The organism is Pantoea sp. QMID4, from assembly GCF_030270445.1.
GTDB classification, from domain to species: Bacteria; Pseudomonadota; Gammaproteobacteria; order Enterobacterales; family Enterobacteriaceae; genus Pantoea; species Pantoea vagans.
In genome coordinates, this window is record NZ_BSXL01000011.1 from 19645 (window position 1) to 33724 (window position 14080).

Here is a 14080-nt window from a genome sequence, read left to right on the forward strand (position 1 = left end):
GTTATTAACGTACCTCGCCAGCCTGCATGGTCTGCTGCACCTGCTGACTGTCGGTTGTCACCGACAGCGTGCCATTGACCGTCGGACGCAGTGGCTGACCTGCGGCTAATGCCGCGCTCAGTTGCAGCTGCATATTGCTGTCACCGGTTAACGGCAATGCGGGCCATCCCCAGTTCTGCAATACATTCACCGGCACTGCACGCCCCGTCAGTTGCAACGTCAGCGGACGGGCTGGCTGCTGGCCGACGGTGGCGGTCCCTTCAAGCATGCCCTTGTTACTGAACGCACTCAGCTCGGTCACCTGAATCTGTTGCGGGTCGGCACTCAGCGTAATCGACGGGTGGCGCAGATCGGTGCGGTTAAAGGTCGACTCTGCCGCGTTCAGGCTGAGCTTACCCGACCAGATTCCCCACTGATGCTCCTGCGCCAGCAGCAGGTTCTCGCCGGATCCATCCAGTGAGGTCAGCTGGAAGGGAAACGCCGGATTGATGTCGATAATCAGGTTACGATTAGAGGTGAAACGCGTCACCGCTACGCTATCCAGCCATGCGGGCAGTGCCGCCTGCCAGCGGTCGCGCCAGTCCTGCGGCAGGGTATATTCCAGTCCGGCAACAGCCAGATTTTTCAGCGTCAGGCGTTTATCGCTGCGTGACCAGTCACCGTCAGCCCGAATCACCCCGTTCGCCCAGCGAGAACTGAACTGCGTCAGTGCCAGGCCCTGCGGCGAGAAATCCAGGTTAACGATAGGGTCATTGAGCTCGAATCCACCGTTGATAAAATTGCTGGCATTCAGCGCCAGCGAACCATCATTACTCTGCCAGTCATCGCCCTGCCAGTTAACGTTTCTCAGCGTCAGGTCAAGATCTGTCACCGCCCAGTCAGGCCCCTGCAGGCGGGCATCGGTCATGTCGAGGCGCGAAACAGCAATCGAGGGGACCACCTGCAGGCTATGCAGGAAATCTTTCAGGCTGCTGGCGGTCTGCAGACGAATGTCATTCAGTCGCAGCTGATTAATTTTCCAGTTGCCCTGGGCATCGCGCTCGCCGTTGCCGGTCATGGAGCCACGCGCCAGGTCGGCACCAATATTATCAAAGCGCATCCGCCCCTGGGAAATACTGCCCTGAATCAGGACGTTTTCAGCTGGCACCTTATTCAGCGTCATGCTGCCTGCGCTCATCTGGAAGCGGGCATCGCGACCCAGCATATCAAGAGCTGTGGGTTTCCACGGCAGAATGCCGCCATTAACCTGCTGAGCAAACAGCGGTAACGTGCTGTCAGGGCTGTCGATACGCATGTTATTAAGCTGCAGGCGATCGGCCTGAATGGGTAGCGCACTGCCTGGCGTCAGATTGGCCAGATTTACTTCCCCGTCGCGCAGTTCAAGGCTGCTGAAATGCAGTAGATCGCTGAACTGAATCAGAGCCAGACCGAGATCGACCCGTTTCGCTACCAGAACCGCAGGCTGCCCATCGTGACCAAAGCTGAAGTCATCCAGAATGATGTGAGAGGGAGAAGAGAAATTGTGTTCAATTTTACTCAGGGAGAGATGCCATTCGGTTTTGTCGCTCACCCAACGGCTAAACCAGCCTGCACCCCACTGTGTCTGCAGCAATACATAGATCACCACAAGGGTGAAAAGCAGCAGCAAAAGTAAGGTGAGGAAAAACTTTCCAAGAAATTTCATAGCATCCTTCCCGAGTTAAATCCGGTGAGAGGTTGTTATGCCTGAATTACCGTTACAGCTCAACAGCCTGGATGTAAATCCGAATAATTAGCAGGCAGGCCGAAGCCTGCCTGTGGACTTACTTCTCTTGCGGGAAAATCAGATTGAGCACGATGGCGGTAATGCCGCCCGCTGCAATGCCGGAAGAGAGCAGGGTTTTCAGCCACTCGGGCGCAAACTGCAGGATCAACGGCTGCTGAGAAACACCCAGCCCCACCGCCAGCGACAGCGCGATGATCATGATGGCGCGACGGTTAAGCGGCTCGCGTGACACGATGCGAACGCCCGAGGCGGCGATGGTGCCAAACATCACAATGGTTGCGCCGCCGAGCACCGGCTCAGGAATGAGCTGAACCAGACTGCTGACCGCCGGGAAGAGCCCCAGCACGATCAGCATCAGCGCGACAACAAAGCCCACGTAGCGGCTGGCTACGCCGGTTAACTGAATGACGCCATTGTTCTGACCGAAACAGGAGTTAGGGAAGGTATTAAACAGCGCGGAGACAAAGGAGTTAAGTCCATTCGCCAGTACGCCGCCTTTCAGACGTTTCATATAGAGCGGACCGCTCACCGGCTGCTCTGAAACATCCGAGGTGGCGGTGATATCGCCGATGGTCTCCAGGGAGGTGACCATAAACACCAGCATCAGTGGGATAAGCAGATTCCAGTCGAAGCCCAGTCCGTAGTAGAGCGGAGCTGGCACCATGATTAACGGCTGATCAGCAGGAATACCTGCCGCAGGCAGCATGCCCATAGCCCAGGCCAGCAGATAGCCCACCGCCATGGCAATCACCAGGGAGGCGACCCGCAGGTAGGGATTCTTCTGTCGGTTCAGCAGCACGATCACCAGCAGCACGGCTCCGGCCAGCATCAGATTTTTCGGTGCGCCAAAGGTATGGTCGTTCATCGCACTGAAACCGCCGCCAATGGAGGTCAGGCCGACCTGAATCAGCGACAGGCCGATAATCATCACCACAATACCGGAAACCAGCGGCGTAATGATCCGGCGCGCCAGATGCAATACGCGCGACAGCACCATTTCGGTACAGGAGGCTACCATCAGCGTGCCAAACAGAGCCGCCATCATGGTGGGCACGTCAGCACCGCCATTTTTCAGCGCCATCCCGCCCATAATCAGAGGCGTCACGAAGTTGAAGCTGGTGCCCTGAATCGACAGCAGGCCTGAACCTACTGGTCCCCAGGTTTTGATTTGCAGCAGTGATGCCACGCCCGATGCAAATAGCGACATACTGATCACGTGCCGGGTATCTTCTGCAGGCAGGCCCAGCGCCTGACAAATCAGAATCGCGGGCGTAATAACCGCGACAAACATTGCCAGCAGGTGCTGACCGGCGGCAAACAGCGTTTGTGGCAGGGGTGGACGATCTTCAAGACGATAAATCAGTTCACTTTTCGTAGCGGAAGGCTGGTCTGGCTGAGGAGTGGTGGACATCTTCTGTTCTTCCCAAAAAATAGTGTGGCGATTGTAATCATCCGTCGGGCAAAAGCAATCGTTTGCCCGGTGAGGATAAAAAAGGCCGACTCAGATGGAGATCAATCAGACGTTGGTATAACGGGTGTTCTCTGGCAGCCAGCGTTCAATCAGGGCGCTGGCCTGCTCGGGATAATGCTGGTGGATGTGGCGCGCCACACGCTGAACTTCCGGCACCATTGCGGCATCGCGTAGCAGGTCGGCTACTTTGAATTCAGCGTTACCGGTCTGACGCGTGCCCAGCAGTTCACCCGGTCCGCGAATCTCCAGATCGAACTGAGCAATGACGAAACCGTCATTACTGTCACGCAGCACCTGAAGACGCTTTTGCGCCGTCTTGCTCAGCGGCGCTTTATAGAGCAGCACACAGTGCGATGCTACAGCACCACGACCTACGCGGCCACGCAGCTGATGCAGCTGCGCCAGCCCTAACCGCTCCGGGTTTTCGATAATCATCAGGCTGGCATTCGGCACGTCAACGCCGACCTCGATGACTGTCGTCGCCACCAGTAGCTGCAGTTCATTCGCTTTAAAGGCCTGCATCACCGCCTGCTTTTCCGCGGGCTTCATCCGGCCATGCACCAGTCCGATATTTAAGTCGGGTAGGGCCGTTTTCAGGGATTCCCAGCTGGCTTCAGCCGCCTGCGCTTCCAGCAGTTCGGACTCTTCAATCAGGGTGCAGACCCAGTAGGCCTGACGTCCCTCACGGCAGGCATGCTCAACCCGCGCCACAATTTCATCGCGTCGCGTATCGGGAATGGCGACGGTAGTCACCGGTGTACGTCCCGGCGGCAGCTCATCGATGGTTGAGGTGTCAAGGTCGGCATAAGCCGTCATCGCCAGGGTGCGAGGAATGGGTGTGGCGGTCATAATCAGCTGATGCGGATGGAAACCCTGTTCCTCGCCCTTTTCCCACAGTGCAAGGCGCTGGTGGACGCCGAAGCGGTGCTGCTCATCAATAATGACCAGCGCCAGACCCTTGAACTGCACCTGCTCCTGAAACAGCGCGTGGGTGCCCACCACCATCGCCACCTGACCGCTGGCGATCGCTTCCTGCTGTGCCTGGCGGGCTTTGCCTTTCTGTTTTCCGGCCAGCCAGCCCACTTCAATGCCCAGCGGCGCAAACCACTGACGGAAGTTACTGGCGTGCTGTTCCGCCAGCAGCTCGGTTGGCGCCATCAGCGCAACCTGCTTGCCATGGGCGATAACGTTCAGCGCAGAGAGCGCGGCTACCAGCGTTTTACCCGAGCCGACGTCGCCCTGCACCAGCCGCATCATCGGGAAATCATTAGCCAGGTCTTTCTCAATCTCCATCACCACACGCTGCTGCGCATTGGTCGGTGAGAAGGGCAGCGCGGCCAGCAGCTGGTCGCTAAGATTGTGTCGCGGCGGCATCGGTAACGCGTAATAGCGCTGAGCACCGGCGCGTACCGCCAGCATGCTGAGGTTGTGCGCCAGCAGCTCTTCCAGAATCAGTCTGCGTTGCGCCGGATGACGGCCACTTTCCAGCTCACTGAGTCGAAGATCGGGCGGAGGGCGATGCAGGGTGCGGAGCGCATCAGGCAGGCTGATTAAACCGCCGCTCAGCTCCTGCGGCAGCAGCTCGGCAATCGGACAGCTCTCCAGCAGCGTCAGTGCCTGGTCGGTAAGATTACGTAGCGTAGCCTGTCGGATGCCTTCGGTGGTGGGATAAACCGGCGTTAAGGTCTCTTCCAGCGCCACATTGCTCTGTTCGCCCTGGATGCGGTATTCAGGATGAATAATTTCGGCGCCGCGCTGACCGCGTTTAATCTCACCATAGGCGGTGACGCGACGGCCTGGCGACAGGTTATTCTTCATGCCGGCATTGAAGTTGAAGAAGCGCATCGTCAGTACACCGCTGCCATCGCTGATCTGGCACACCATCATTCGGCGGCGACCAAAGGTGATGTCAGTATGCAGCACTTCGCCTTCTACGGTTGCCCAGATACCGGGCAGCAGATCGTCAATGGCATAAAGCTGGGTGCGATCTTCATAGCGTAGCGGGAGATGAAGCAGGAGATCCTGAATGGTATGCAGGTCAATTTTGGCCAGTTTTGCCGCCTGGCTGGCACCGACGCCGGTCAGGGTACTGAGCGGGATGGCATCCAGCAGACGGCCTTTCATCTTTTTTTACCGGTCGATTGCATGATTGACCACCAGCTGGGATCCGCGTCGACTTCGCCCTGCGCATTGATGCGCGGACAGGGTAAACCTTTCTGCTTTGCGACCCGCGCCAGCACCGGGAATCCGCCTTCGAACAGCAGGCGTTGCTGCTCATCGTCGTCCAGCAGGCTGTAATCGCGCAGGTATAGACCGGCATTCTGCCGCTGCCGCTGCGCTTCATAGAGGATTAACGCACAGGCGACTGAGACATTCAGTGACTGTACCATTCCCACCATGGGAATCACGATCTTCCGGTCAGCCAGCGCCAGTGCTTTTTCGGTAATGCCGGTTTTTTCCTGTCCCATCAGGATGCAGGTGGGAAGGGTATAATCGATCTCACGGAAATCCACGGCATCGTCAGAAAGATGGGTCGCCAGAACCTGCATCTTCTGCTGTTTAAGCTGTTTTACAGCGTCGCCGATGGTGGGATGGGTGACCACTTTCACCCAGCTGTTGCTTCCGGCAGACGCGGAAGCCTGGGTGCGCATCCGCTGGCTGGGCCAGACAGCATGCACTTCATGAATGCCGACAGCGTCGGCCGTGCGGATCACCGCCGACACATTGTGCGGCTTATGCACCTGCTCCATACAGACAGTCAGGTCGTGCTGGCGCAGTGCCAGCATCGCCTGAATTCGGGCAAAACGTTGATCGTTCATGCCTAATTACGGTTACGGTGGACTTTAATCACATCCGGCATCACGCGAATTTTACGCATGATATTCGCCAGATGGATACGGTCGCGTGCGGTCAGGCGAATAAAGGCGCTGTAGACGCGACCATCACGCTCTTCGGTATTCAGGCTCTGAATATTGGAACCGGCCGTGTTTATTGCTGCCGTCAGGTTCGCCAGAGCGCCCTGATGGTTAAACATGTCGACTTTGATTTCCGCCACGAACTCCTGCTCGGTGACTTTATCCCACTCGACCGGCATGAATTTTTCCGGCTCTTTCTGGTAGCCGCGGATATTGCGACAGGATTCATGATGCACCACCAGTCCTTTGCCAGGGCTGACATGAGCAACAATCGGGTCACCGGGAATCGGTCTGCAGCATTTAGCGAACGTAATCAACACGCCATCAGCGCCTTTGATCGGCAGCTTACCGCGCTTGCTGTTACTGCTGATGGTCTTGCTGTCCGCCTGCAGCAGGTTCTTCGCCACGACCACGCTCATCGCATTGCCCAGACCAATTTCCGCCAGCAGATCGTCAAGCGAGGTCAGCTTCATACGGTCCAGCTCCTGCCGGATATTCTCAGCCGGGATCTCCGCCAGTTTACGGCTGCCGCCCAGCGCATGGCTGAGCAGACGGCGACCCAGATTAACCGAGTCTTCACGCTTGAGGTTTTTCAGCAGCTGGCGAATTTTGGCGCGGGCTTTGGAGCTGACGACAAAGTTGAGCCAGGCGGCGTTGGGACGGGCGCCTGGCGCGGTGATGATCTCAATCGTCTGTCCGCTGTTCAGGGATTGCGACAGCGGATAAGGCTGACGATCAACGCGTGCGCCGACGCAGGCATGGCCGATGTCGGTGTGAACCGCATAGGCGAAGTCCACCGGCGTCGCGCCGGTTGGCAGCTCAACAATGCGGCCTTCAGGCGTAAAGACGTAGATCTCATCCGGGAAGAGATCGGACTTCACGCTTTCGATAAATTCAAACGAACTGCCCGCACTCTGCTGCAGCTCCAGCAGGCTTTGCAGCCAGCGCTGAGCGCGAATCTGTGCGGTGGTGCCACTTTCGCCCGCCTGTTTATACGCCCAGTGCGCAGCGACCCCCATTTCCGCCATCTGATCCATATCCTCGGTGCGAATCTGCACTTCAACCGGCACGCCGTGCGGACCGATCATGGAGGTATGGAGCGATTGATAGCCGTTGGCTTTGGGGATGGCGATGTAATCTTTTACGCGGCCTGGACGCGGCTTATACAAGCTGTGCATCTGGCCCAGAACGCGATAGCAGGTATCCAGATCTTTCACGATGACGCGAAAGGCATAGATATCCATGATCGAGTGAAAACGCTGCTCTTTAAGCGTCATTTTGCGGTAGATCGAGTAAAGATGCTTTTCACGACCGCTGACGCGGCAGGGAATGCCCGCTTCCTGAAGACGGCCATCGATCTCAGAAAGAATCTTCTGGATCATCTCTTTACGATTACCGCGCGCGGCTTTCACCACCTCTTTAATCACCCGATAGCGGTTCGGGTAGAGAGCCTCAAAACCGAGCTCTTCCAGCTCCGTTTTAAGATGGTGGATACCCAGACGATGCGCCAGCGGACTGTAAATCTCTAACGTTTCCAGCGCGATGCGACGACGTTTGTCCGGGCGCAATGACCCCAGGGTGCGCATATTGTGGGTGCGGTCAGCCAGCTTGATGAGAATGACGCGGATATCCTGCACCATCGCCATAATCATCTTGCGGAAGTTCTCTGCCTGCGCTTCTTTCTTGTCGCGGAATTTCAGCTTATCCAGCTTGGAAACGCCTTCGACCAGCTCCGCCACGCTTTTACCGAACAGCTGTTCCATGTCCTGGTAAGTGGCAGGCGTATCTTCGATCACGTCATGCAGCAGCGCGGCCATGAGGGTTTCATGGTCGAGCTTCATTTCCGCCAGAATACAGGCCACAGCAACCGGATGGGTGATATAAGGCTCACCGCTGGAGCGTGTCTGTCCCTCGTGGGCATCACGTGCGACAAGGTAGGCTTGCTGGAGGCGCTTGATCTGCTCCTCTGGCAAGTATTTTTCAATCAGTTGATTGAGACTTTCAAACAGATACAAGGGCGACCTGCAGGTGGCTGTTAACGACGACCTTCAGCGATAGCGGTAACGGCCTGTAACTCAGCGGCTTCCTGCTCTTGCTGTTCCTGACGGTCACGCACATCTAAAATCTGATTGGTGACCAGACCTTCTTCGATTTCGCGCAGAGCGATAACGGTAGGTTTATCGTTCTCTTCCGGAACCAGCGGATCTTTGCCGCCAACCTGCATCTGACGTGCACGACGTGCAGCGACCAACACCAGGTCAAAACGATTACCAACTTTTTCTACTGCGTCCTGAACGGTTACGCGTGCCATAGGTGTGCTACTCCACAGATGAAGAAATGACTGCGCATCATACTGAAACTGTATTCAGACTGCCAACAGTTTGCTGATTAAAGCATCGTGACGCGCCTTCTGGCGCGCCATACGCAGACGTTCGGCGCGAATAATGGTTTTCAGATCGGACAGAGCCAGATCGAAATCATCATTCACAATTAGATAGTCATACTCGGCGTAGTGGCTCATTTCCGCTACCGCCTGGGCCATGCGACGCGTGATGACCTCTTCGCTGTCCTGACCACGACCGCGCAGACGGCGATCGAGCTCTTCTTTCGACGGCGGTAAAACGAAGATGCTGCGTGCGCCTGGCATTCTGGCGCGGATTTGCTGCGCACCCTGCCAGTCGATATCAAGAAAAACATCAACGCCGGTTGCCAGCACCTGCTCAATAGCATGGCGCGAGGTACCGTAATAGTTGTCGAAAACTTTAGCGTGTTCGAGGAAAGCATCTTCCGCGATCATCCGCTCAAACTCATGTTTCTCAACGAAAAAATAATGTTCGCCATGGGCTTCACCCGGCCGCATGCCGCGCGTCGTGTGCGAAACAGAGACCTGCGTATCATACAACGGCTGGGTCTTTAACAGTGCCTGAATCAGGCTGGATTTCCCTGCGCCGCTGGGTGCAGAAACAATATAGAGCGTGCCTTGAGCCATGGTTTTCTTGAATTGATTAAAAGCGGAGTCGATTTCCTGCACAGTATACACAGCTTCCTGCTGCCACGCAGCGTTTGCGCAGCGGCAACAGCCAACTTTTGCGTCTCTTCGCGCAAATATCTGTCTGACCGCTGCAACCAATCCTTTATTGCCACGATACCCCTTCCTGAACCGGACATCGTTTCTGGCTGACGACAACGCATTGAGATTGAATACCGAAAAACGTCAGGGGAAAGAGTATGACAGGATTCGGCTGGCCGCTGTTTGCGGCTGTTTTGTGGATTGTTACATGGCCAGTGGATAGCGCCGTTTGTCCGGTCTGGACACCGAACCGGGCGACTGAAGAGATCCGGCGCCTGCAACAGCAACTGCAACACTGGGATGACGCTTACTATCGTCAGGGGCAGAGTCCGGTGGCGGATGCGGATTATGACGCTCTTCAGCAGCGCCTGATTCAGTGGCAGCACTGCTTTAGCCCTTATCAGGCGGCTTACGAACCGCAATTGCCGGGTAATGGCACGTCATTGCATCCGGTCGCCCATACTGGCGTAAAAAAGATGCGCGACAAGCTGGCGCTGGCTTACTGGATGCAGGGGCGTGGCGATCTCTGGGTGCAGCCCAAAGTTGATGGCATCGCTGTTTCACTGGTATATCGCCACGGCAGGCTGGTCTCGCTGTTAAGCCGTGGCGATGGATTACGCGGTGAAGAGTGGCTGACTAAAGCCGCCTGGATTCCGGCGATTCCGCTGAATATTGAAACGCATCTCGACGAGGTTGTGTTGCAGGGTGAGCTATTTCTGCCGATGACCGGTCATCAACAGGCCGTTGATGGCGGTAAAAATGCTCGCGCACAGGTGGCCGGGGCCATGATGAGTAAACAGCGTGTTCCCCTGCTGAATTCGCTCGATGTTTTCATCTGGGCCTGGCCAGATGGCCCCGCAACCATGACGGAACGCCTTGAACAACTCAGCCGCTGGGGACTGGGCGTTGCGGCAAAATGGAGTCATCGCGTCAAAGATGAAGAGGAGGTCGCCGCCTGGCGGGATCGCTGGTTCCATGCTGCGCTGCCCTTTGTCACTGACGGTGTGGTGGTTCATCAGACCCTTCGTCCTGCGGGCAAAAACTGGCTGCCGGGAGAGGGAACCTGGGCTGTTGCCTGGAAGTATCAGCCTCCTGAAGTCAGCGCTGAAGTGCTCTCCATCGATTTTCCGATTGGCCGAACCGGGAAAATAGCTGCCGTCCTTAATCTGCAGCCGGTGCAGCTGGATGACAAGACCGTCAGGCGGGTTAATGTTGGATCGCTGCGTCGCTGTCAGGAGAGCGATATTGTGGCGGGTGATATGATTACGCTGAGTCTGGCGGGTCAGGGGATTCCCCGGCTGGAGCGGGTAATCTGGCGCGTGGCAGAGCGTGACTATCCTCAGCCTCCCGACGCATCGCGTTACACGCCGCTAAGCTGTTACACCTTCAGTGCGGAGTGCCAGAAGCAGTTACTGGCAAAATTACGCTGGCTCAGTCAGAAAACGGTGCTGAATATTCCGGGCGTTGAGCGCAGCACCTGGCTGCGCTTACTGGAAACCGGGAGTATGACGCATCTGTTCGGCTGGCTGACGTTAACACCGGAACAGATCGCCGCCGCAACGGGCTTCACTCCCGAACGGGCAAGTCAGCTCTGGCATCGTTTTAATCTCACCCGTCAGCAGCCGTTTCGTCGCTGGGTGGATGCCTTAGGTATTTCACTACCGCGGAAAGCCCTGAAGTCGCTACCCGATCAGCAGTGGGAGAGCTTAATGCAGCGGGATGTGACGGGCTGGCAGACACTACCGGGCGTTGGTGCTGCGCTGGCAAAGCGCCTGGTTGCGCAGTTCCAAGATGCCCGTGTGCAGACGCTGATCGCGTTTCTGCAGCAGCAGGGCATACCTTCTTCCTTAATGCTCGGGATGGGGGTAGTTGAAAATCGGCAAACCGAGGCGGAAGCGCAGCGCCAGTAAGCGGGCAAAGAAGCCGAACAACAGGGTAATGATAATCACCGCTTCATGTGCAAGCGTAGTTTTCAGCAGCAGGATATAGATCCAGCCTGAGGCGAAGGCGATACCGGCGTAAAGCTCCTTCTGAAACACCAGCGGAATGCGATTACAGAACATGTCACGCAGTACGCCACCGAAGACGCCGGTAATGACCGCGCTTATTGCGGCAATAATCATGGCATGTCCGGAATCGAGCGCAACCTGCGCGCCGATAATGGAAAAAACCACCAGTCCCAGCGCATCCAGCACCAGGAACACTTTGCGCAGATGTGTCATCAGTGGCGCCAGGAAAGTGGTGATGACCGCTGCTGCTGCCACGATCATGATGTATTCGGGATTTTTAACCCAGCCCAGCGGATAGTGACCCAGCAGGATGTCGCGCACCGAACCACCGCCGATGGCAGTCACTGATGCGATAATAATGACACCGAACAGATCCATTTTGCGGCGGCCCGCCGCCAGCGCACCCGTCATGGCTTCAGCAGTAATACCAATGATGTAGAGAACGGTCAGTAACATAGCACACTCCGGTAAAACGGCGGCAAGGCGACGCCCTTGCCTGAAAGACGGCGACAGAGATTTTCAGGCGATCGGCGTCCGGGATAAGCGCAGTGTATACCAGCCAGCACGGGCGTCCGTATAGAAAGACTTTTCTGCGCAGAGCCTGCGGTGAGTGCCTGTATCAATCTGAGAAGATACAGCCTGCAGAAGGTTTGTGCGTTGCGGCCCGCTGTTTTTTAGTGCCGGACGGGCGGATATTAACCGACCATGAACGCCAGACAACAGCTGGAGGTAAGTCAGTTTATAAAGGAGGTAAAAAGGCTGGATGCGGCAGATTAAGAAGGGAATTGATTAGGGAAATAAAATGACAGATTTAATAAAAAGAAAAGGCGTGCTGATTAACAGCACGCCAACGCATCGTTTCGGATGCTCAGAGCCCATCATACAGACTTATTTTATTATTTGTTTCTTGCACGAATTTTAGAAAAGGCTTTCAGGCTAAAATGGTATTCCGGCTGGAACCATGAACGACCATAGTAGCAGTAAATCAGCATACGAATAGATGCCATCGCCAGGTAACCCCAGATCGCACACAATACTGAAGGTGTCAGCCAGACGGTAAATAAGGTGACGGCAAGGCCAGCTAATACTGATGAGGTTTCAGCAAAAGCGATACGGGTATATTGTTTTTCGCGCTGTAATATCGCACGGTAATGCTGACCCTGCGGGATGATAATAAACACCACTGAGACCATCTGCAGCATTAACGCCAGTTCAGGTTGACCAAACAGACTGTTCAGCAGATGACTGCCCGTAAATAACAGACCAAACACCGCGATACCCATCAACATATTACCCCAGTAGATCGTGGAGAGGTCGTTGATAGAGAGCATACAGCGGCGGATCAGCTTATTTGAGAAGCCGCGATCGGCCAGCGTATCGATAGCCAGTAAAGCTATTACGGCGATCGCCAGCAGGTTCAGTTCATTCGCCTGCAGAATTTGCGCCAGCAACGAAAGCTGCAGTACGCCGATGCCAATAATTTTGATTGAAGAGAGCAGAGACCACTTTGCGCTATTAAGACTGCTTTCACGTATTGCCATAATATACTCGTTAGAGTCCATTGACTCTGTGAGAATTAAATCGTTGTGTAACAGCAATGAGAGATTGCTGTGACACCGTTGGTTAGTGCAATTTTTCTGGCCGGAGTCCTGAAATACCTTTCCAGGCTTGCCATGTTATTATGGATTCAAGCAAAGGGTGCCCGGATAAAAAACAGATATCCCTGGTAAATTCTCTGTTTCGTGTCATGGTGGAATCCCCTGCAGCGAATAAGAATTCCGCCAGATCACGAATAAATCCTGTTGTAGTTTTATATTCTCCTGCCAGCATCCTTGCGGCAATCTCAACGAATTCTTTTTCTGATAACAAAGGATACGCAGAGCGGTCCATGACTTTTTTTCCTGCTTTATCATTATGGGTATTGCTGTGTGTTGAATGATTTATACATTGTTTTATTTAATTTAACACCATAAGAAAAGTCTGATTACGCAACTGCAGAAATAAATGGTTTCACTTCATGCATGATAAATATTAGATCTCCAGTACAGCAGTAATAAACGATTATTGATGATTAATGTATGTGTTTTAGCGAAATTGTTTACACAGCAGATGAAGATGCCTGAAATCAGCGGGTATAGCCTGCCTGTCAGGCATTGTTGCCAGGAATTTTCCTGGCAACAATGCTTAAGCAGGGGTGGTGATAAATGTGTAAAAGGGGCATGCAATCAGATAAAAGCTTTATGCTTTATCATCGGAAGTTTTTCTGTTTTTTTTCATAAACAGCCAGTGATAAGTACAGAGAAAAAATCGAGCTAAGTTATTGATTTACTGTGTCAGAAGCTGGTTAAGCTTCTCAAGGTCGTTGCTAACCCATTCAATATCCTGCTTAAATCTCTCATCTGAAGTAAATGGCTGACGGTAAACCGTCACCATTATCTCAGCACCCTGCTCGTTGGCTATCACGCGCATCGGCACATAGATTTCCTTTCCTGAGCCACTATCAATCCAGTGATCCATTACGCCAAACGGATTATGTGGCGAGAACCGGAGCTTTACGTTTCCCTGAGGGCCTTTAGCACGCCAGCGATTGCCATCAGGTTCTAATGCACTATTCGTCAGCCCGGACGCCCACTTTGGAAAAAATTCCGGCTTCCAGATGGTTTCATAAAGATCTAACCAGTGACGCGGAATCGTCAGGCTCAGCGTGCGCGAGGAAAGCATATAACCTCCGGAGAATAAGCTAAAAAAGCATTAAAGCATGGGGTCAGGCTCGTTAATACGTTGTAACAGCAGAAGTGTGGTGTTGAGAGGGTTTCTTACAAACGGCAGACAATGGATGAGGCTGTCTGC

Annotated in this window: 12 protein-coding genes; 1 reads left to right on the forward strand and 11 read right to left on the reverse strand. The window is 54.7% G+C overall.

All coding sequences use genetic code 11. The features are described 5' to 3' along the window. Positions 1-4 precede the first annotated feature (4 nt). The 7 genes from QSK07_RS20855 to gmk all read right to left on the reverse strand — a co-directional run bounded on the left by QSK07_RS20855 (position 5) and on the right by gmk (position 9140). Positions 5-1684, reverse strand: coding sequence for an AsmA family protein (locus QSK07_RS20855; RefSeq protein ID WP_285722841.1), 1680 nt, complete (start codon positions 1682-1684; stop codon positions 5-7). 118 nt (positions 1685-1802) lie between these two features. Then, positions 1803-3176 carry a nucleobase:cation symporter-2 family protein gene (locus QSK07_RS20860; protein ID WP_285722843.1) on the reverse strand — a complete coding sequence of 458 codons (1374 nt, stop codon included), beginning with the start codon at positions 3174-3176 and terminating at the stop codon, positions 1803-1805. Positions 3177-3281: 105 nt separating this feature from the next. Further along, positions 3282-5360 (reverse strand): ATP-dependent DNA helicase RecG, encoded by a 2079-nt coding sequence (recG, locus tag QSK07_RS20865; RefSeq protein ID WP_275222976.1) that lies wholly within the window; start codon positions 5358-5360, stop codon positions 3282-3284. Continuing rightward, positions 5357-6055 (reverse strand): tRNA (guanosine(18)-2'-O)-methyltransferase TrmH, encoded by a 699-nt coding sequence (gene trmH / locus QSK07_RS20870; protein ID WP_285722846.1) that lies wholly within the window; start codon positions 6053-6055, stop codon positions 5357-5359. Before trmH ends, recG begins: the two co-directional genes overlap by 4 nt. Positions 6056-6057: 2 nt before the next feature. Further along, complete coding sequence (gene spoT, locus QSK07_RS20875) at positions 6058-8166, reverse strand: bifunctional GTP diphosphokinase/guanosine-3',5'-bis pyrophosphate 3'-pyrophosphohydrolase (protein ID WP_285722849.1); 2109 nt, start codon at positions 8164-8166, stop codon at positions 6058-6060. A 20-nt stretch (positions 8167-8186) separates the two neighbouring features. Next, on the reverse strand, positions 8187-8462 hold the full coding sequence (rpoZ, locus tag QSK07_RS20880) for a DNA-directed RNA polymerase subunit omega (protein ID WP_003851346.1): 276 nt from the start codon (positions 8460-8462) through the stop codon (positions 8187-8189). Positions 8463-8516: 54 nt separating this feature from the next. Further along, a complete protein-coding gene (gmk, locus tag QSK07_RS20885; protein ID WP_033734537.1) occupies positions 8517-9140 on the reverse strand; it encodes a guanylate kinase in 624 nt (207 codons plus the stop codon). Positions 9141-9379: 239 nt separating this feature from the next. Here gmk and ligB point away from each other — a divergent pair, with 239 nt between their 5' ends. Further along, a complete protein-coding gene (gene ligB, locus QSK07_RS20890) occupies positions 9380-11131 on the forward strand; it encodes an NAD-dependent DNA ligase LigB (RefSeq protein WP_285722853.1) in 1752 nt (583 codons plus the stop codon). On the opposite strand, the gene QSK07_RS20895 is transcribed toward ligB, so the two are convergent. From QSK07_RS20895 to QSK07_RS20910, 4 genes are all read right to left on the reverse strand, one after another. Next, a complete protein-coding gene (locus tag QSK07_RS20895; RefSeq protein WP_013359520.1) occupies positions 11069-11686 on the reverse strand; it encodes a trimeric intracellular cation channel family protein in 618 nt (205 codons plus the stop codon). The two genes, ligB and QSK07_RS20895, sit on opposite strands and share 63 nt — an antisense overlap. Before the next feature lie 440 nt (positions 11687-12126). Beyond that, positions 12127-12771 carry an oligosaccharide flippase family protein gene (locus QSK07_RS20900; protein WP_098053116.1) on the reverse strand — a complete coding sequence of 215 codons (645 nt, stop codon included), beginning with the start codon at positions 12769-12771 and terminating at the stop codon, positions 12127-12129. 82 nt (positions 12772-12853) lie between these two features. After that, positions 12854-13120 (reverse strand): hypothetical protein, encoded by a 267-nt coding sequence (locus tag QSK07_RS20905; protein WP_285722857.1) that lies wholly within the window; start codon positions 13118-13120, stop codon positions 12854-12856. A gap of 435 nt (positions 13121-13555) precedes the next feature. Next, positions 13556-13951 carry a polyketide cyclase gene (locus QSK07_RS20910; protein WP_275222971.1) on the reverse strand — a complete coding sequence of 132 codons (396 nt, stop codon included), beginning with the start codon at positions 13949-13951 and terminating at the stop codon, positions 13556-13558. Positions 13952-14080 lie beyond the last annotated feature (129 nt).